Here is an 18,941-nt window from a genome sequence, read left to right as displayed (position 1 = left end):
CCCCCAGGGTCACAATGGAGTATGTCTCCAGAGCGCTTCAGCGGACCGCCTCCCCTGGTGGTCGGCGTACTGCCGGGCCAGCACGCCGAAGTGCTGCAGTCGGCCACCGGCCTCGCACAAAAGTTGGGCGCCCCCCTGCTGTGCGCCTACGTGGACGAGGCGAGCTACCTCGTCGAGTGGGATCCGGCCCGGTCGGCGCACCGGCTGTCCCTGCACCCGGACAAGGACGACGCCGATGTCCGCGCCGTGAGCCAAGAGCTCCGCGGCCTCGTGGGCGCTGCCTGCGATGCGAAGTCGGTGGAGTGGACGCTGCGGATACTGGCTGGAGACCCTGCCCGCGCCCTGGGCCGCGTGGCAGCGGAGGCAAATGCTTCCATGATCATCGTGGGGACGCCGGAGCGCGGGCTGGGGCACCGGCTCTCGGCAGCCCTCAACGGTTCTGTGGCCGCATGGCTGACCCATCACCAGGACCGGCCCGTCCTGGTGGTACCGGCCCACATGGGCGCCCACCGGGATACGTCCGGGTGAGCGCGGCTCCCGGGACTGTCCAGCACGGTTACGAGCGCAACCTCACGGAACTTGAGCGATGGCTGGCGGATGCATCCGATTCCGATCTGCGCCGCCGCAGCTCGGGCACCCGCTGGACCAACGAGGAACTCCTGTTCCATATGGTTTTCGGCTACATGGTGGTGCAGGCCCTGCTTCCCATGGTCCGCTTGTTCGGAGTCCTGCCGGCTCCGTTCAGCCGCGCGTTTGCGCGGCTGCTTAACGCCGGAACCGCACCGTTCGACGTCGTCAATTACCTGGGCTCCAAGGCTGCGGCCCGCGTGTTCAACCGAAAGCGGATGGCGGCGAAACTCCGGCGGGTGACGCGCTCCCTGGAGCGTCGGATGGGCCGCGAGTCGGCCACCGCGATGGCCCGGGGCATGTCCTTTCCTGATCGCTGGGATCCGTTCTTCACGCCGTGGATGTCGCTGGCAGATGTCTACGCCTACCCCATCGAGCATTTCGACTTCCATGCCACCCAGCTCAGTATGGGCACCCGCGGGGCGTTGTAACCAACGGCGCTGTGCATTAACGACGCTATGAATTAACACTGTGAAAAGAGGGCCGAAAGACCCTGTGAAAGTAAAGTGAAAGTAGTTATTCAAGGTGGTGGCGCTCACCGCTACCGCCAAGTAAGCTGGTACTCGCAGGAAGAAGTTGAACCTGCCCCATAAGCTGCTCCGGAGTGCGTATCCCCCAATAACGCACTCCGGAGCTTTTTAATGTCCGGCCGTACGTCAGGAGCGAATTCCGTGACCACAGCGCCAACCCCCACCGCTACCGCCGCCGTCACCGCGCCTCTGTACGCAGCAGGCTTCGTGACAGCCTTCGGCGCGCACAGCATCGCGGCGGGCATGGGTGCCCACAGTGGTGACATCGGATTGAGCCTGCTGAATCTGGGCATCCTGCTGGCTGTTTACGACCTTGCCGAGGTGGTGCTGAAGCCGGTGTTCGGAGCGCTCAGTGACCGTATTGGCGCCAAGCCGGTGGTGGTGGCGGGGCTCCTCGCCTTTGCCCTGACGTCACTGATCGGGCTGTGGGGCGCGAACCCGCTGATGCTCGGCCTCGCCAGGATCGGCCAGGGTGCGGCCGCCTCTGCGTTTTCACCGGCGTCCTCGGCGATGGTGGCGCGGCTCGCGGGCCGCAACGCAGGCACGTACTTTGGCCGATATGGTTCGTGGAAGAGCCTGGGCTACGTTGGCGGTCCCCTGATCGGTGCGGCCCTGATCTTCCTGGGCGGCTTCGCCCTCCTCTTTGCCACCCTGGGCATCCTCGCGGCAGCCACGGCAGTGTGGGCCATGGTGGCCCTGCCGCGGCTGGCCCCCTTGCCACGGCCCCGCTACACGTTGCTGGACCTTTCCCGCCAAGTGACTCACCGCAGCTTCCTCGTTCCTACGCTCGTCCTGGCGGCTGCCACCGGAGCCTTGGGAACGGCAATTGGCTTCCTCCCTGCACTGGCCACCGGGCACGGCCTCGATCCCGTGGCGGCAGTGGCCGCCGTCAGCCTGCTCGCACTCGCATCCGCTGCGACCCAACCCTGGATCGGCCGCCTGCGTGACCGGGGCAGGATCCAGGACGGGCCCGGCATGACGGCCGGCCTGCTGCTGACGGCGGCCGGAATCACCTGCGTGGCGCTGTTTCCCGGGCCCGTCACCATCTTCGGCGCGGCGGCGGCGATCGGTGTGGGGATAGGCACGGCGACACCGCTGGGCTTCGCTCACTTAGCTGCCACCACGCCACCTGAGCGGCTGGGCCGAACCATGGGATCAGCCGAACTGGGACGGGAACTGGGCGATGCCGGCGGCCCCCTCCTGGTGGGTGCCGTGGCCACAGCTTCCGCACTGCCCCTGGGGCTTGGAGTCCTCGCCGCGGCCGTCGCGGCCACGTCCCTGCTCGGCATGGGCAGCGTCAGGCCCGGGCCTCCTTCCCCGGGGCAGCCCGGGGAACGGTAACCGGCACAAGGCAGATACCCCCTAGGGGTACTTGTTTTATACCCCATAGGGGTATAGGTTGGGGATATGGATTCGCCAACAGACGCTCCCCTGGCCGAGGACGCTGTAACCGCTCCCCGGCACGGTTACAGCTCGAACAAAGACGCATACCTGCGCAGGCTCAAACGCATCGAAGGCCAGGTGCGCGGCATCGCACGGATGGTGGACGAGGACAAGTACTGCATCGACATCCTCACCCAGGTCGCCGCGGTAAACAAAGCCCTCCACGCCGTAAGCCTGGGCCTGGTGGAAGAGCACATCGGCCATTGTGTCGTCGGGGCCGCCTCTGAGCCCGACCCGGCCCTACGCGCGGAAACCATCGATTTCAAAGTCAAAGAGGCTACCGATGCCATCGGGCGCCTGCTGCGGTAGCGGCAATCCCACGCACCACACCATTCAGATGATCCAACCGGATCAATCTGGCAAGATCGGCACCATCGGAACGCCGAAGATCAGGAGCAAACCATGAGCCCCGTATCCACCATCGTGAACGTGTCCGGCATGACCTGCGGACACTGCATTTCCTCCGTGAGCGAGGAACTCGAAGCCCTCGAAGGCGTTGAAGCGGTCGACGTCGACCTCAACGCCGGCGGCATTTCCACCGTCACCATCACCTCAGAAAAGAAGCTCTCCCGCTCCGAGATCGGAGAAGCAGTGGCGGAGGCCGGCTACCTGGTGGTGGCCAACGAAGCCTGAACTCGTCCGCCCTCCGCATCCAGGGGCGGACAGCCAGACCCGCACCATTGACACGCACACCAAGGACACTCCGTGAGTAACGAGCAACTGCTTCACCAGCCGGGAAGCCGGGTGATTGAACTCGACATCGAAGGCATGACGTGCGCTTCGTGCGTGGGCCGGGTGGAACGGAAACTCGGAAAGCTCGAGGGCGTGGAAGCCTCGGTGAACCTGCCCCTGGAGTCAGCCCACGTCACGGTCCCGGCGGGCATCACTGACGAACAGATCACCGCCACCGTGGAAGCGGCAGGCTACAAGGCCAAGGTCCGCCCTCCCCGCTACCCGAACCGGGATGGCGGCGCTGAGACTTCGACCGGCTCAGCCACCGGGTACGGCGAGCTGCCCACCAGCGGCGACGCCGGGGGCATGCGGCAGCAAGCGTCTAAGCGAGGTACGAGCGAGCATGCAGAGCATGTCCCCGGTGGCGCCGCGGCCAAGTTGCGCCCCAGGCTCATCGTCGCTGCCATTCTGACCGTCCCGGTATTCGCAATTTCGATGCTTCCCTCCTTCCAGTTCCCCGACTGGGGCTGGGTGGCGGGGGTTCTTGCCTTGCCGGTGGTCACGTGGGCGGCCTGGCCGTTCCACCGGGCCGCGGCAGTCAACGCCCGGCACTTCGCCTCAACGATGGACACTTTGGTTTCCATCGGCGTTATTGCCGCGTATCTTTTCTCGGCCTGGCAGTTGTTCGCCGATCCCCGCATGACCCAACACCCCGGCATGGAGATGGGCAGCGGGGGCCTCTACTTCGAGGTGGCCGCGGTGGTCACCACCTTCCTGCTGCTGGGCCGCTACCTTGAGGCCAACGCCAAGCAGAAGGCGGGCGACGCCCTGAAGGCGCTGCTTGACCTGGGCGCAAAGGATGCCACTGTCCTGTCCGGCGGAACAGAGGTAAGGATTCCCGCCGATCAGCTGGCGGTTGGCGACGTTCTGGTGGTCCGCCCCGGGGAGAAGATCGCCACGGACGGCGTGGTGATCGACGGCGCATCGGCCGTTGACGCCTCCCTGGTCACGGGCGAATCGGTCCCTGTTGAGGTGGGTCCGGACAGCTTCGTCATAGGCGCCACCATCAACACTTCCGGCCGCCTGCTGGTTCGCGCCACCCGGGTTGGCTCCGAAACCACGTTGGCCCAGATGGCCCGGCTGGTTTCCCAGGCGCAGACCGGCAAGGCTCCCATCGCCCGGCTCGCGGACCGCATCAGCGCAGTGTTCGTTCCGATTGTGCTCGCGATCGCCGTTGCCACTTTCGCACTCTGGACCATCGTCAGCGGCCCGGTGATTGAGGCTGCCGAAATCCGGGCGGCCTTCACCGCCGCGGTGGCGGTGCTGGTCATCGCCTGCCCCTGCGCCCTGGGACTGGCAACTCCCGTCGGCCTCCTCACCGGCACGGGCCGCGGCGCCCAACTCGGGATCCTGATCAAGGGACCGCAGGTCCTTGAAGACACCCGCACCGTGGACACCATCCTGCTGGACAAGACCGGTACGGTGACCACCGGACACCTTGCCGTGGACAGCACCAGAGCCTTCGGCACGCACACCGACGCCGACGTGCTGCGGCTCGCCGGGGCGGTTGAGGCCGGTTCGGAACACCCCATCGCCCACGCCATTGCGGCCGCCGCGCTGTCCGCAGAGCGCCGGAACGACGACGGCGGGCGGCTGCCCGCCGTCGAACAGTTCCGTTCGGCGCCGGGCGGCGGAGTTTCCGGACACGTCGCCGGCCGGTACGTCCTCGCCGGACGGACGGGCTGGCTACGGGAAAACGGCATAAGTGTCACGCCGGAACAGGAGCAGGCGCTCCAGTCCGCCGAAGAATCCGGTGCCACCGCGATCTGGGTTGCCGTGGACGGCGCGCCGGCAGGCATCGTCTCTCTGCGGGACACCCTCAAGCCGGGTTCGGCTGCCGCGATTTCGCGGCTGAAGCAGCTTGGCCTCCGGCCGATCCTCCTGACCGGGGACAACGCCGCGGTGGCCGCGCAGGTGGCCGCCGCCGTCGGCATTGCGCCGGAAGACGTGTTCGCCGGCGTATTGCCGGAAGGCAAGGTGGAGGCAGTCCGGAAACTGCAGGCAGGCGGCGCCACGGTGGCCATGGCGGGCGACGGCGTGAATGACGCGGCCGCCCTGGCCCAGGCCGATCTTGGCATCGCCATGGGGTCGGGCACGGATGTTGCCATCGAGGCCGCGGACCTGACCGTGATGGGCAACGACCTGGGGCAGGTGGCCCAGGCCATCGAGCTGTCCCGGCGCACGCTGGCCACCATCAAGACCAACCTGTTCTGGGCCTTCTTTTACAACGCGGTCGGAATTCCCGTGGCGGCGCTCGGGTTGCTGAACCCCATGATCGCCGGCGCTGCCATGGCCGCCAGTTCGGTGCTGGTGGTTGCCAATTCGCTGCGGCTGCGAAGCTTCGGCAAGCCTGCCCCCGCTAGCCGGGCGGCCTAAGCGGCGCCGAACCGGACGGCGGCCTTCGCCCGGGCCTTGGCTGCTTCCTCGTCCCGGTCCTTGGCCGGGGCATGCGTCACCAACGAATCGAGCAGATGCTGGGTGGCATGGGCAATCTCATGCACGGCGCGGTTGAACGCCTCCTCGTTAGCCTTGGACGGCTTGGTGCTGCCGCTGATTTTGCGCACATACTGCAGTGCAGCGGCTTCCACCTCGGCCGTCGTGGCATGGGGCTCAAAATTATGCAGGGTCCTAATGTTGCGGCACATATTCCCATGCTAGGCTCTGGACCGCCTGGGATCGAGGCTCGAAGCCCGTCCGGTCACCGACACCCTGCAACTGTCCTGCCGTCCTTGCAAGGCAGCGGTGCATGGGGAGCGGTGCCCATCGACGGAACGTCGGGCCGCGGGATAGTTTCTAGGTAATGGATCTTCCGGATGAGCCGGGGGCCGCTGGGGATGCCGATCGGATCGGATCCGTTGACTGAAGGAGAAAACTAATGGCTATTTGGGGTGCAGACATTGTTCAGCTCAAGGCGCTCGGAACCAAGCTTCAGGCTGGTTCGTCGGAGATTGAGAAGCAGAAGTCGCTGCTGACGAAGGCTCTCAACGGCACGGACTGGAAGGGCCCGGATGCGGAGAAGTTCCGCAGCGAATGGTCCGGTTCGCACGTGACGGCGCTGGCCAAGGTGGCGCAGGCGCTGGAGGAAGCCGGCAAGCAGGCAACCAAGAACGCCGCCCAGCAGGAAGAGGCTTCCCGCTAGGAAGGCCGCCTGCCCGCCAGGGATGGACTTCGGGAAACCACCGTTTCCTGCCGGATGCCCCGGACGCAACCATGCGTCCGGGGCATCCGCGTGTCAACCGGTTATACGGGAATCGTGCGTCCGCTTAGGGAACGGGCTCGACGTAGTTGGCATGGTCCAGCGGCGCCCGCACCGGCACTGCCGGAATGCCGGCGCCGCGAAGCTCGTCCACCCGGACCAGCACCACGCCGCCCACAATCAGCACCCCGCCGAGCAACTGGACGGGACCGGGCAGTTCGCCGAGCAGGAGCCACGCCCAGATGACGGCGAAGAGCACCTCGGTGAGCGACACAAAGGATGCCACCTTTGAACCAAGTGCGCGGGCGGCCACAATGCCGGAAACATAGGCCAGCACCGTGGCCAGCACAATCAGTCCGCCCAGCGAGACCCACCATGGGGTGACCCATGGCCCCAGTTTGGTGTCCGTGGTGCTGAACGCCATGGGCAGGAGCCCCGTGGCGGCCGCCAGCCACATCACTGCGGCACCCACCATCAGGCCGCCGGACGCCAGGACGATCGGCGGCAGGCTGTCATTTTCCTTGGCGGTGATAAAGAAGTAGATCGCCAGACAGACCGCGGCGGCGATTCCCCACAGGACGCCGACGAAATCGATCTTCACGGCACCCGTCAGGTCGAGCACCAGGACGAGTCCGCCAAGCGACAGCAGCGTTCCGGCAATGGTGAGCGGCCGGGGACGCCTGCGGCTCGCGGCCCAGAGCCAGAGGACGATGATTACCGGGGCCAGATATTCCAGCAGCAGGGCAACGCCGACGGACAGGCGCTCGACGGCGTTGAAGTAGAAGAGCTGGCACGCCGCCACACCGATGAGGCCGAAGAGCAGGATGGTCAGCCAGTTGTTCTTCAATTGGCTCCAGCGGCCGCGCAAGGCAGGAATCGCAGGGATGGCGAGGATTATGGCCGCACCGGTGAGGCGGGCGGTCACCGCCGCGCCGGGTGTCCAGCCGGTTTCGAGCAGGGATTTGGCGAAGGATCCGGAAAGGCCGAAGACCGCCGAGGAAAACAGCGCCACGCCCAGCCCGGACGCCATGAAGCCTGCAGCGGACCGGCGGGCGAAGCCCTGCCGGGAAGCGGCGCCCGGGACGGACGCTTCGGCGCGTTTGCTTACGGCAGGCACGGCTGCCTCCTGTCAGGAGTAAAGTGGGGTAATGGTCATGACATTACGCCCGGACCCTGTAAGGAGTCAAGATGGTTTTTGCCCCTGACACTGAAGTTGCCCTTCGCACCGTGGTGGGGCTGATCAACAGCGCGGCTAACGGCGAGGAGCATCTGGCCACTATGGCGGACCTGGACCGCTTCCTCGAGACGGAAGGCTTCTCGGGCGCACGGTCGCGGGACGCGGCCGAACTGGCCAGCGTCCACAAACTGCGGAGCCAGCTTACTGAGCTGTGGACCATGGACGAGGACTCCGCCGTCGATACGGTGAACCGCCTGCTCCGCGACGCAAATGCACTTCCGCAGCTGATCAAGCACGACGAATGGGACTGGCACCTGCACGCCACCACCCGGGACGCTCCGCTGGCGGACAGAATGGGAACCGAGGCTGCCATGGCACTCGTGGACGTGATCCGAAGCAAGGAAATGGACCGGATGCTGGTGTGCGCGGCAGAGGATTGTGATGCCGTGGTGCTGGACCTTAGCCGGAACCGGTCCAAGCGCTATTGCGACACTGGAAACTGCGCAAACCGGGCCCACGTGGCCGCCTACCGCGCGCGGAAAGCCGCCTCATAGGAGCGATCTGCGGAAGTTTGGCCCAGGGGGAAGTGGCGCCGGGGGAAGCGGTGCGGGGAACCAGCGCCGGGGAAACGCGGAACCGGTCCGGCGGATCTAGCGGGAGTCGCCGGGGGCGGAATCCGGGGCGTCGGGAGCCTGGGCGTCGGGGCGTCCCGCCTCCGGCCGGGCTGAATATCCGCCGTGCCCGGAGGACCTCTTGGAACTCAGATTGACGCCGGACCCCTTGCCGAGGTGGTCTGCATTTTCCTTGTGGCTCATCGAGAGCATCGCCGCGATGACCAGCGTCACGATGAACGCTATTCCGGCCCCCGTGAGGGCGAGGTCGAAGCGCGGCGTCCGGGAGCTGCCGCCGGAGGCGAAAATGAGCACGGCGAAAAAGGCCAGGACAGCCCAGAATGCGGAGAACATCAGGGGTCCCTTGACCGAGGTCCGCAGCTTGCGCGGTTCTCCTGGTTTCCGTTGTGCCAAGGTGTTTCCTCCCATGCAGCGCGGCCGGGGCCGGGCAGCTTAAGTAAAGCCATTGTTCTACACGAAGTAGAACCGTTCCCTACTAGTTTACGGCCTCGCTGGAAACGGTCCGCGCATCGTGCCGCAGCGTCAGGGCGGCCAGGATCCAGAGGACGCCGGAAATGATCGCCCCGCCGCCCGCAACGCCGAGCAGGGCGTGCGCTCCGAGGCTAATGAAGAGGGGCAGCGCCACGGCAGTTCCCAGGCCGATGACACCCGAGGCCAGCCAGTCGCGCGCCAGGACGCTGCGGCCGCGGAAAAGGACTCCGAGGTAGAGTTCCGCCGCCCCCAGGAGTCCCAGGCCCAGGGCCGCCAGGACACCGAAGACCAGTTCACTGCCCAGGAACACAACCGCCACGCCGGCTCCGGTCATGATGGCCCCGGCCGCGGCCAGGACCTTGCCTGCAGGCGTTTTGGCGTCAAGGCCGAACTTTCCGATTCCGCGGAGCAGGGTCACGCCCACAGCGAGCAGGTACAGCCCGCCCGCCCAGCCCATTTCAGAGGCCGACGGCGACGCCCAGAAAACTGTCACCGCGCCGAAAGCGAGGGCAAGGACTGCCCTGGTGAGCACCGGTTTCCACAGGTCCGCGGCAGGAGCGGTCAGGGGAGCAGAATTGGGAGGAGATGCTGGGAGGGTCACGGGTCCAGTTTAGTGCGCAGCCGATTCGACGCGAACCGGCCGGCTTAAGGCCGGCCAGACCTGTTGGCCGGGCCTGAACGCCGACTACGTCGAACCAAGGACCATCCACCGGTCCGTTCTCGCTCGCAAACCTAGTGTCACCGCCCGGGCGCACATGTAGCCCAGCGAGAAGGCCGCCCACAGCCAGGTGAGCCCAGCTACTCCGTCGACGCCGGAGATCCGGACAGCGGCCAGCAGGGGCAGATACACCGCGAGGTTTACGACGCCGGCGATGGCTAGGTACTTGGCGTCGCCGGCGCCGATGAGGACGCCGTCCAGCACAAACACATAGCCGGCCACGGGCTGTCCGGCTGCCAGCACCCACAGGGCGAGCGTCAGCGCGGCCTGGACACCGGCGTCGGACGTGAACAAGGCGCCCGCCCACGGGGCCGCAACGGCCAGCAGCGCTCCGGTGACCACGCCGAATCCCGCTCCCCAGCGGATCATGGTCCGGGTCAGCTCACGGGCCGTGGCGGGATTGGCCGCCCCCAGTTCTTTGCCGATCAGGGCCTGGGCGGCGATGGCCAAAGCGTCCAGGGCGAATGCCAGGAAGGTGAAGATGGTCATGGCCAGCTGATGGGCTGCCAGGTTCACCGGCCCCTGGGCTGTGACCACCAGCACGGTTGCCAGGATCGCAATCCGCAGGCTCAGCGTCCGGAGCATGAGCCACGAACCCACCTTGGTCATGGAACGCACGCCGTGCCAGTCCGGCCGGAGGGAAACTCCGTGGTCGCGCGCATTTCGCCGGACGATCACCAGATACACCAGGGCCATCGCCCACTGGGCAATGCTGGTGCCCACAGCCGAGCCGGTCACGGACCAGCCCATGCCGTAAACCAGCGCCAGGTTGAGGAGGATGTTCAGGGTGAACCCCGCCGAGGCCACGGCCAGCGGGGTCCGGGTGTCCTGGAGGCCCCGCAGCACCCCGGTGCCGGCGAAAATCAGGAGCATGGCCACGAGCCCTGGCATGGACCAGCGGAGATAGTCGACGGCGAACTGGCGGACATCGCCCGTGGCGCCCATCAGATCGACCAGGAGCTCGGCGCCGGCGAACCCGGCCGCGGCGAGGACCAGGCCCAGCCCCAGTGCCAGCCAGACGCCGTCCCGGCCTGCCGCGAGGGCTTTGGAAAGGCTGCCTTCGCCAATAGCCCGGGCCACTGCCGGGGTGGTGGAGTACGCGAGGAACACCATAAGGCCCACGGCCGTGTGGAGTACCGCGGAAGCCAGGCCGACGCCGGCGAGCTGGGAAACGCCGAGGTGGCCCACTATGGCCGAATCCGCCAGCAGGAAAAGCGGTTCTGCGATGAGCGCGCCAAATGCCGGAACGGCGAGACGGAGGATTTCCCGGGAGTTCCTGCCGGGGGGAACAGTCCGGGCGGCGGCGCGTGATTCTGGCACGGAGCCAGCCTAACCGGAGAGAACCGTCACATGCCGCCATAATTAGTTGACTCTTCAAGTAATGAGATGGCAAGGTTAAGACTGAATCCTCAACCGCGCTGCTCCCGACGCGCGGTGACGTCCCACGATCCGAATGGCGAACCCCCATGAACCAGTCCACACTGACCACCACAGCACTCACCGTCCTCCGCGTCATTGCCGGATTCCTCTTTGCAGCCCACGGCTGGCAGAAGTTCAACGAGTGGACCATTGCCGGCACGCAGGCCGCGTTTAGCAAGATGGGCATCCCGGCAGCCGAACTGGCAGCCCCGGCAGTAGCCACCCTTGAGCTTGTTGGCGGCATCGCCCTGATCCTCGGTGTGCTGACCCGCGTCTTCGCACTCCTGCTCGCCCTGGACATGCTCGGCGCCCTGTTCCTGGTGCACGCCTCCGCGGGCGTTTTCGCGGCCACCGGCGGCTACGAACTGGTGCTGCTCCTGGCAGCGGGCGCCCTGGCCATTGCCCTGACCGGCGCCGGCAAGGTGGCCGTGGACAGGGCACTGTTCGGCCGCAGCAACTCCAAGCTCAGCGCCCTCGCCTAAAGCGAACACCAATACCCCGCGACGCCGGGCCGGTCACGCGAGTGGCCGGCCCGGCGTCGTCATATGCGTGGCTGGAAGTATTCCCAGTGGGGAATATTAACCGGAAACTCCGGTCAGTTCATTGGGTACGTGCCGGAGATCAGCGGATTTGGCCACCTTGCCTGAGGCAAGGTCCACTGCGTGGATCGCGCTGCTTGAGGGCTCGGTGACGTAGGCGGTGGCCCCCTGCACAAACAGCGCGGGGCGCGGGTCCTGCCATGTTTCGGATTCCTCCCAGGCAGCAACCACTGGAATCGTCGACGTGATGCTACCGGTCAGCGGGTCGATGATCCGCAAGGAACCATCGGTTCCCAGAACCAGGGCTTCGCCTGAGGGCCCCCTCCCCAGCGACCGAAACGAATAGCTTGTGCCAAGTTCAACGAGCCGAAGCGCCGCCGTCTCTGTGTTCACCAGGGAGACCCGAGTGGGCCGCTCCAGGATTGCATCCCTGTCCACCTTGTAGTCGCCCAGGACGACTGGCGATTCGGGCGTACCGGCCTGGTTGCCCATGCGTCCGTACGCATCGGGGCTGGGCACTTTGGTAATCCGCCCGTCCCGGTAGACAAGCATGCCGTCTTCGCAGCCCACCACAACAGCATCCGGCCCGGCCACCGCCTCTCCGTGCACACCCGGGCAGTCTTCATTGCGCAGCAGCTCCGCCCGGTCCTGCCCGGTTCCGGCAGCCAGCACGGCGAATCCCCGCCGGGACTCGTCGTTACCGAGGGTGACGAGCAGCTTTCCCTCCTCCAGCGGCACCGCCACGCCATGGTGGGCTTCCGGCGCAGTGTAGACGTCGCTTTCGGGACGTGCCGCTTCCGACGCCAGCCCGGACGGCTCGAAAATTTCGACCTGTCCGGAACCATCGCTGAACAGCGCGGTCCTGCCGGCATGGAAGACCGCGTGGCCGGACTTGCTGGCTTGGAACCCAACATCCGTCAGTGCGGGCCGGGCGGCGTAGGAGTGCCCGTGATCGCCATGTTTTTCGGTCCACACTCCGGCATCAAAGACCTTGAACTCGCTTCCGGTGGAGACCAGGACATGCCGGCCATCCCCCGCGGGGTTGAGCCTGTTGAAGCCGTCAAGGTCCGCCTCCCCCACCACTTCCAGCGAGGCGGCGTCGAGCACCGTGATCCCGCCGGCGTGCGTCAGCACCAGCCTGGGGGCGGGCCCCTGGATTTCCCGGGCCGCATCGGGCGAGGCCGCCGGATGCCCGCCGGCTTGCGGGTCGGTTTCTGCGCCCGGGGCGCCACCGCCCCGCCCGGGATCGGAGGCACAGCCGCTCAGCATGAGCGCGGCCACGGCGATTACCGCCACCCCTGACAGACGCATCGGGGTTGCCCGCGGGCTGGGGCTCCCCGCCGGATTCAGGGTTCCAGTGGAGGGCTTGAGGCAACGCAAAGCGTTAGTTCGAATCATCATAGGCTAAATGATAGTGATTCTCATTAGCTTGGCAAACCCGGCGACTCGCCAATGACAGCCATATGACTAAGTTGTGACATTGCATAACAAAATCTCACAGAAATGAAACAAAATCCTTGACCTTTGAAACGATCCACTGATAAACCTGTTCCGTACAACACGGATATACAGGCCTGACCGTGATGTAACTTCTGTAACATCGAACCGCTCACCGGGGCACCCCTCGCAGCCCAGGTTTGGCATTGCGCGGATCAGGTAAGGGGTGTCCACGATCGGACACCCCGGCCCGCCATCGGTTCACTGCACCCACTCGCTCCACGCCGACATGCCCGGCACCCCAGAAATTGAAACGATACAAGTTCACTTCGACCTGGTTGGTATGTCCACAGCTCATCAAAGGAGATGTTCGTGAGTTATCCCCCTCAAAGAAGCACCCCTCAAAGAGGCACCCGGCAGGACACCGGCTCCGGTGCCCCGCCAAGCGGAAAATCCGGGATAGGCGACGTCCGCGCCGCCAACGAAACCCGGTTGGCCGGCGTACGGTCGTCCTCCGGCGTCCGATTTCCCGGCGTACGGTCGTCCTCCGGCGTCCGATTTCCCGGCGCAAAGGCAGTCACGGCAGCAGTCGCCGCGGCTGCGGTGGCCTTCACCGGCCTGCCGGCGGTGCACGCCGAAACTGCCCTCCCGCCAGCCGGTTCGGGCTTCCGCTTCGACTTCGGCCCGGGTGCTACCGCCGACGGCTACACCCAGGTGAATGCCTCCCAGGCATACAGCGCCGCGGCGAGGTTCGGCTTCACTGACACCACCCTGACGTCCGGCGAAGACCGCGGCACCGCCGACCCGCTGCGGTCCGACTTCGTCCAGGCCCAGGGTGGAAGTTTCCTCGTTGATCTTCCCAACGGCGACTACACCGTCAAGCTCATTGCAGGCGACGCCGTCGCTGCCACCAATATCGCGATCACCGCCGAGAAGATCGCCAAGGTCCAGCTCACGGACAAGCCCGCGGGACAGTACCTGGAAATGGAATTCCCCATCTCCCTCGTGGACGGCCAGCTGAATCTTGATTTCAGCGGCACAGCGGCCAAGATCAACTCCCTGGTTATCGCTGCGCGTGCACCGAGGTCCGCCACTGCGGATCCCGCCGTCTACCTCGCCGGCGATTCCACTGTCCAGACCTATGACGCCGGCTACATCCCGCAGGCCGGTTGGGGCCAGATGATCGAACGGTACTTTGATGAGAAGGTCTCCTTCTTCAACCACGCGATCGGAGGACGCAGCTCCAAGAACTTCATCAGCCAGGGACGGCTGGATGAGATTCTCCGCGTCATCAACCCCGGCGACTACCTGATGGTGCAGTTCGGCCACAACGACGCCACCGTGGGCGTTGACGACCGGTACGCCTCCCCCGCCGACTACAAGGAATACCTGCGCACCTACGTCAACGGGACCCGCCAGCGCGGAGCCACCCCGGTGCTGGTCACACCGGTGGGGCGGCGTGATTTTGACGAAACCACCGGGAAATTCAACGTCAGCTTCCCCGAATACGTGGACAAGATGAAGGAACTGGCCGCCGAAGAAAACGTGGCACTGGTGGATCTGTCGGCGCTGAGCCGGGCCTACTTTGACGAAATCGGCCCCGAAGACACCAAGTCGGTCTTCCTCCACGTCGATGCCGGGGTCTACCCCAACCGTCCCACCGGAACCGTGGACAACACCCACTTCCAGGAGTACGGCGCCATCCAGATGGCACGCCTGCTGGCGGGCGGCATAAAGCAGCTCAACATCCCGCTGGCCGCACGCGCCAAAGAGATCGTCCCGCCGTCGGCCGTTCCTGCGAAGCCCCAGGGCCTGGTGGCCGGCAGCATCTCCAACGCCGGCGCGCTCCTGAAATGGCAGCCCACCGAGGGCGCGGACATCTACAAGGTATACCGGAAGCTGTTGTCCGAGCCGGACACCGCCTACAAGCTGGCCACCACGGCAACCGTCCCCACGGCAAACCTGGCGGGCCTTTCCGAAGGCACCGCCTACAGCGTGCGGATCGCAGCAATGAACGGCAAAGGCCTTTCCGAACCGGGCGACGCACTGTCCCTGACCACCAAGGAAGCCAAGTACAAGTTCGACTTCGGCCCGGTGGGTGCACCGGTTGAAGCCGGCTACGCCGAGGTCAACCGCACCATGGCATACAGCAAGGAACGCGGTTACGGCTTCAAGGACCTCTCCGTCCTCAGCGACCGGGACCGCGGCGCCGTCACCACCAACCTGCTTCGCGACTTCGTGCTCAGCGGCTCCAGTTTCGAATTCCAGCTGGACGTGCCCAACGGCACCTACGCGCTGAAGACTTACCACAGCGACTGGATCGGCTCCACGCGGACGGACGTGGCAGTAGAAGGCAAGGGCTATGGGCAGGTTTCTTCCGGCAAAGCCTCCTCGGCGGAAAAGATCGTCAACCAGGTCCTGGTGACCGACGGCCAGCTCAACGTGACCATCAGCGGTTCCGGCCAGCGGCTCAACGGCCTGGAAGTCACTCCACTCCTTGTGGGCCCCACCACCCTGCGCACCACCGCAGTGGACGCTTCGGCTGAACCGGCGGTGGTGGAACTCGCCTGGGACGCCGTGGCCGACGCCGCCAGCTACAAGGTGTTCCGGCAGGCAAACTTCGAGCCGCAGCCGCAGCTCGTTGCTGAGCACATCACGGAAACAACGTTCAAGGACACCACAGCGTTCGCAGGGCTGCCCTACAAGTACCACGTGGTTGCAGTGGACAGCACCGGCCTTGAGTCAGTACCTTCCAACACCGCGGAGGTCTCCCTCACGGACCCGAACACACCCGTACCCGCGGCACCTTCCAAGGTGGACGTCAAGGCAATCGAGAAGAGCAGCGTTAGCCTCAAGTGGCAGAAAGTCGGCGGCGCATCCGCCTACCACGTGTACCGCTCGACGTCGGCAGACGGCACCTTCTCCTACGCCGGGCGCGCCACCGAGGTGACGTTCACGGACACCACCGTGCCGACCACCATCAGGTACTACTACCGCGTCACTGCCATCAACAAGGGCGGGGAATCAGCAGCGTCGGCCGTGATCGGAACTGACAGGGTCACCGTGGTGAACCGGCAGGTGGAGAAGCTGGACCGCGCCCCCGTGGCCCTGCTCACCGGAGAAGGCGTCCGCGTGGGCTGGCGCATGCTGGGCCTGGATCCCGAACAGATCGGCTTCCATGTCATCCGCGACGGCGTTCAGCTCACCGTGGATCCGATCAGGAACAGCACGTCCTACCTCGATGCCGGCGGAACGGCCTCGTCCAAATACGTGATCAAGGCGGTGGGTGCCGGCGCAGACCAACTGACGGCCGAGTTCACGCCGATGTCCCGCAACTACCTGGCGATCAAGCTCGACAAGCCGGCGGACGACTACACCAAGGACGGACAGCCCTACAGCTACTCCGCCGGAGATGCGAGCGTGGCAGACGTCGACGGCGACGGCACGTACGAAATCATCCAGATGTGGTCCCCGTCCAACTCCAAGGACAACTCGCAGGCCGGTTACACCGGCACTGTCTACGTCGACGCCTACAGGACGGACGGCACCAAGCTCTGGCGCATCAACATGGGCCCGAACATCCGTGCCGGCGCCCACTACACCCAGCTGCTTGCGTACGACTTCGATGGCGACGGCAAGGCCGAGGTCGCTATGAAGACGGCGGACGGCACCCGGGACGCGGCCGGGACGGTGATCGGCAACCCGAACGCTGACTACCGGACCAGCAGCGGCTACGTCCTGACCGGCGATGAGTTCCTCACCGTCTTCCACGGCCTGACGGGCACCATCATGGACACCGTGAAGTACGATCCGCCGCGCGGCGACGTGGCGGCCTGGGGCGACGGCTACGGTAACCGCGTGGACCGCTTCCTCGGAGCGGTGGCCTACCTGGACGGCGAACACCCGTCCATGATGTTCAGCCGCGGCTACTACACCCGTGCCGTGCTGGCGACGTATGACCTCGTGGCGGGCAAGATCGTCAAGCGCTGGATCTTCGACTCCGACGTGTCCGGCACGCGGTACCGCGGGCAAGGCAACCACAACCTCTCTGTGGCGGACGTGGACGCCGACGGCAAGGACGAGTTCATTTTCGGGTCCATGACCATCGATGACAACGGCCAGCCGCTCTACACCACCGGGCTGGGCCACGGCGACGCGATCCACACCAGCGACCTCGATCCGTCGAGGCCCGGACTGGAGACCTTCGCGGTACACGAGGACATGGGCTCCAGCGGAAACCGCGGAGCGACGTTCCGCGATTCCCGGACCGGTGAGGTGCTGTGGAGCATTCCGGCGGTCAAGGACACCGGGCGCGGCGCGGCCGGGGACATCGACCCCCGCTACGCGGGGGCCGAAGGCTGGGCAATCGGCGGCACCGCAGCATGGAACTCGCCCGTGGGCCAGCTGATGTCCGCCAAGGGCGAGCTGATCGCTGAGAAGATCCCGGCCGCCAACTTCCTGGCCTGGTGGGACGGCGACCTGCTGCGCGAAATCGTAGACCACGATTTCGACGACGCCACGTACAGCGGGGTGCCGACCATCAGTAAGTGGAACTGGAACACCGAGTCCAGCGACAAGCTGCTGACAGCCACGGGCGCCAAATCCAATAACGGCACCAAGGGCACGCCTGCCATCCAGGCCGACCTCCTGGGTGACTGGCGCGAGGAAATCGCCTGGCCGTCGTCGGACAGCACGGAACTGCGGATCTACACCACCACAGCTTCCACCGACGTCCGGCTGCGGACCCTGATGCACGATTCCGTGTACCGGCTCTCGGTGGCCCGCGAGAACATCTCGTACAACCAGCCGCCGCACCCGGGCTTCTTCATCGGTGAGGGCATGGAGATGCCGTCCCAGCCGGACATCGTGTACACCGGGGCCCGCTAAGGATTCCGGACCCCCGGCGACGGACGCCGCCCCACCCCATATGGCGGGTGGGGCGGCGTTTGTGTCATCCGGACCCGTTAGTGCGCCCGGTGGTCAGTAAACTCTCAGCATGAGCGAGTCTGCCGCCAATTCAGTGACCCTCCGCTTCCTTGCGGCCCCCATGGACGTCGGCCACAGCGGTTCCGTGGACGCCGGAACCGTGCTCGAGTGGGTGGACAAGGCGGCCTATGCCGCAGCAGTCGGCTGGGCAAAGTCCTACTGCGTCACGGCTTACGTGGGCAACATCCACTTTGCGGACCCGGTCAACAGCGGCGACATGGTCGAAGTCACCGCCACGATCGTCTATACCGGGCGCTCTTCCATGCACATCCGCACCGTCGTGTCCTCGGGCGACCCGAAGGGCGGCCCCGCCACCATGCGCAGCCAGTGCATGGTGATTTTTGTGGCCGTGGGTGCGGACGGAAAACCGGTGCCGGTCCCGCAGTTCGAACCTTCCACGCCCGACGAGATTGAGCAGCGCGACCACGCCCTGGCCCGGATCAAGGTGCGCGAAGACATTGTGCAGGCGATGAACGCGCAGCAATATACCGACGCCGGCACCGCCGAACGGGTTGTCCTCCGGTTCATGGCCGCCCCTACCGACGTGAACTGGGGCGGCAAGGTGCACGGCGGCATCGTCATGAAGTGGATCGATGAGGCCGCCTATGTTTGTGCGTCCCGGTACTGCGGCAAGGACACCGTCGCGGTGTTCTCCGGCGGGGTGCGTTTCTACCGGCCGCTGTTGATCGGCCACGTGGTGGAAGTGGAGGCACGGCTCGTGTACACCGGCACCAAGGGCATGCATGTTGCCGTCCACGTCCGGTCCGGCGATCCCAAGGGCCGGGAGATGAACCTGACCACGTACTGCCTCACAGTCATGGTGGCCAGGGACGCGTCCGGGAACTCGGTGCCCATTCCGCCATGGGTTCCGGTTTCTGAAGAGGACAAGCGCCTGCACGCCCACGCCCGGGAACTGCTGGAGATCCGGGGCCGGGCCCCCGGAAACCGGCTACCCAACCACCTGCTGTCAGCTGGCGGAGTTCAGGTTGGCGGGGCTCCTGCCGGCGGGGCGCAGGCGACCTCGTAGTCCGGCC

The 18,941-nt window shown here is 65.9% G+C and carries 17 protein-coding genes; 11 read left to right on the top strand and 6 right to left on the bottom strand.

Annotated elements, in window-relative coordinates:
- The first annotated feature begins 21 nt into the window (after nucleotides 1–21).
- The 6 genes from AC6JAC_RS00470 to AC6JAC_RS00445 all read left to right on the top strand — a co-directional run bounded on the left by AC6JAC_RS00470 (nucleotide 22) and on the right by AC6JAC_RS00445 (nucleotide 5,708).
- Nucleotides 22–528: a universal stress protein gene (locus tag AC6JAC_RS00470; protein WP_028271401.1), complete on the top strand. Its 507-nt coding sequence runs from the start codon at nucleotides 22–24 to the stop codon at nucleotides 526–528.
- Nucleotides 525–1,058 (top strand): DinB family protein, encoded by a 534-nt coding sequence (locus AC6JAC_RS00465; protein WP_497963031.1) that lies wholly within the window; start codon nucleotides 525–527, stop codon nucleotides 1,056–1,058. Before AC6JAC_RS00470 ends, AC6JAC_RS00465 begins: the two co-directional genes overlap by 4 nt.
- Nucleotides 1,059–1,298: 240 nt before the next feature.
- On the top strand, nucleotides 1,299–2,498 hold the full coding sequence (locus AC6JAC_RS00460) for an MFS transporter (RefSeq protein WP_497963030.1): 1,200 nt from the start codon (nucleotides 1,299–1,301) through the stop codon (nucleotides 2,496–2,498).
- A gap of 66 nt (nucleotides 2,499–2,564) precedes the next feature.
- Nucleotides 2,565–2,909, top strand: coding sequence for a metal-sensitive transcriptional regulator (locus tag AC6JAC_RS00455; RefSeq protein ID WP_497963028.1), 345 nt, complete (start codon nucleotides 2,565–2,567; stop codon nucleotides 2,907–2,909).
- A gap of 93 nt (nucleotides 2,910–3,002) precedes the next feature.
- Entirely contained in the window at nucleotides 3,003–3,233 is a 231-nt protein-coding gene (locus AC6JAC_RS00450) for a heavy-metal-associated domain-containing protein (protein ID WP_028271397.1), read from the top strand.
- A 135-nt stretch (nucleotides 3,234–3,368) separates the two neighbouring features.
- Nucleotides 3,369–5,708, top strand: coding sequence for a heavy metal translocating P-type ATPase (locus tag AC6JAC_RS00445; RefSeq protein ID WP_497966734.1), 2,340 nt, complete (start codon nucleotides 3,369–3,371; stop codon nucleotides 5,706–5,708).
- Here AC6JAC_RS00445 and AC6JAC_RS00440 read toward each other — a convergent pair.
- Nucleotides 5,705–5,977, bottom strand: coding sequence for a DUF2277 domain-containing protein (locus AC6JAC_RS00440; RefSeq protein ID WP_028271395.1), 273 nt, complete (start codon nucleotides 5,975–5,977; stop codon nucleotides 5,705–5,707). The two genes, AC6JAC_RS00445 and AC6JAC_RS00440, sit on opposite strands and share 4 nt — an antisense overlap.
- A 230-nt stretch (nucleotides 5,978–6,207) precedes the next feature.
- On the opposite strand from AC6JAC_RS00440, the gene AC6JAC_RS00435 reads away from it, so the two are divergent.
- Nucleotides 6,208–6,471, top strand: coding sequence for a hypothetical protein (locus AC6JAC_RS00435; protein ID WP_028271826.1), 264 nt, complete (start codon nucleotides 6,208–6,210; stop codon nucleotides 6,469–6,471).
- Between the two features lie 124 nt (nucleotides 6,472–6,595).
- On the opposite strand, the gene AC6JAC_RS00430 is transcribed toward AC6JAC_RS00435, so the two are convergent.
- Complete coding sequence (locus AC6JAC_RS00430) at nucleotides 6,596–7,558, bottom strand: EamA family transporter (protein ID WP_497966732.1); 963 nt, start codon at nucleotides 7,556–7,558, stop codon at nucleotides 6,596–6,598.
- A 158-nt stretch (nucleotides 7,559–7,716) separates the two neighbouring features.
- On the opposite strand from AC6JAC_RS00430, the gene AC6JAC_RS00425 reads away from it, so the two are divergent.
- Complete coding sequence (locus AC6JAC_RS00425) at nucleotides 7,717–8,259, top strand: CGNR zinc finger domain-containing protein (protein WP_028271828.1); 543 nt, start codon at nucleotides 7,717–7,719, stop codon at nucleotides 8,257–8,259.
- A 96-nt stretch (nucleotides 8,260–8,355) separates the two neighbouring features.
- Here the strand turns inward: AC6JAC_RS00425 and AC6JAC_RS00420 are convergent, their stop codons facing one another.
- The 3 genes from AC6JAC_RS00420 to AC6JAC_RS00410 all read right to left on the bottom strand — a co-directional run bounded on the left by AC6JAC_RS00420 (nucleotide 8,356) and on the right by AC6JAC_RS00410 (nucleotide 10,846).
- Complete coding sequence (locus tag AC6JAC_RS00420; RefSeq protein WP_028271829.1) at nucleotides 8,356–8,730, bottom strand: hypothetical protein; 375 nt, start codon at nucleotides 8,728–8,730, stop codon at nucleotides 8,356–8,358.
- An 82-nt stretch (nucleotides 8,731–8,812) separates the two neighbouring features.
- Nucleotides 8,813–9,409, bottom strand: a complete 597-nt coding sequence (locus AC6JAC_RS00415) for a hypothetical protein (RefSeq protein ID WP_497963025.1) — start codon at nucleotides 9,407–9,409, stop codon at nucleotides 8,813–8,815.
- Nucleotides 9,410–9,493: 84 nt separating this feature from the next.
- A complete protein-coding gene (locus tag AC6JAC_RS00410) occupies nucleotides 9,494–10,846 on the bottom strand; it encodes an MATE family efflux transporter (protein WP_028271831.1) in 1,353 nt (450 codons plus the stop codon).
- Nucleotides 10,847–10,992: 146 nt separating this feature from the next.
- Between AC6JAC_RS00410 and AC6JAC_RS00405 the strand changes: the two genes are divergently transcribed.
- A complete protein-coding gene (locus AC6JAC_RS00405) occupies nucleotides 10,993–11,427 on the top strand; it encodes a DoxX family protein (RefSeq protein ID WP_028271832.1) in 435 nt (144 codons plus the stop codon).
- 96 nt (nucleotides 11,428–11,523) lie between these two features.
- On the opposite strand, the gene aztD is transcribed toward AC6JAC_RS00405, so the two are convergent.
- Nucleotides 11,524–12,885: a zinc metallochaperone AztD gene (aztD, locus tag AC6JAC_RS00400; protein ID WP_497963023.1), complete on the bottom strand. Its 1,362-nt coding sequence runs from the start codon at nucleotides 12,883–12,885 to the stop codon at nucleotides 11,524–11,526.
- 408 nt (nucleotides 12,886–13,293) lie between these two features.
- Here aztD and AC6JAC_RS00395 point away from each other — a divergent pair, with 408 nt between their 5' ends.
- Together AC6JAC_RS00395 and AC6JAC_RS00390 are read left to right on the top strand one after the other, a co-directional pair.
- Complete coding sequence (locus AC6JAC_RS00395; protein WP_497963021.1) at nucleotides 13,294–17,808, top strand: rhamnogalacturonan lyase family protein; 4,515 nt, start codon at nucleotides 13,294–13,296, stop codon at nucleotides 17,806–17,808.
- Between the two features lie 109 nt (nucleotides 17,809–17,917).
- A complete protein-coding gene (locus AC6JAC_RS00390) occupies nucleotides 17,918–18,934 on the top strand; it encodes an acyl-CoA thioesterase (protein ID WP_454699851.1) in 1,017 nt (338 codons plus the stop codon).
- The last annotated feature ends 7 nt before the right edge of the window (nucleotides 18,935–18,941 follow it).

It is taken from the genome of Arthrobacter sp. KUASC02 (assembly GCF_059739395.1).
Note: the sequence above shows the minus strand (reverse complement) of the source record. Positions and strands in the feature narration are given on the sequence as shown.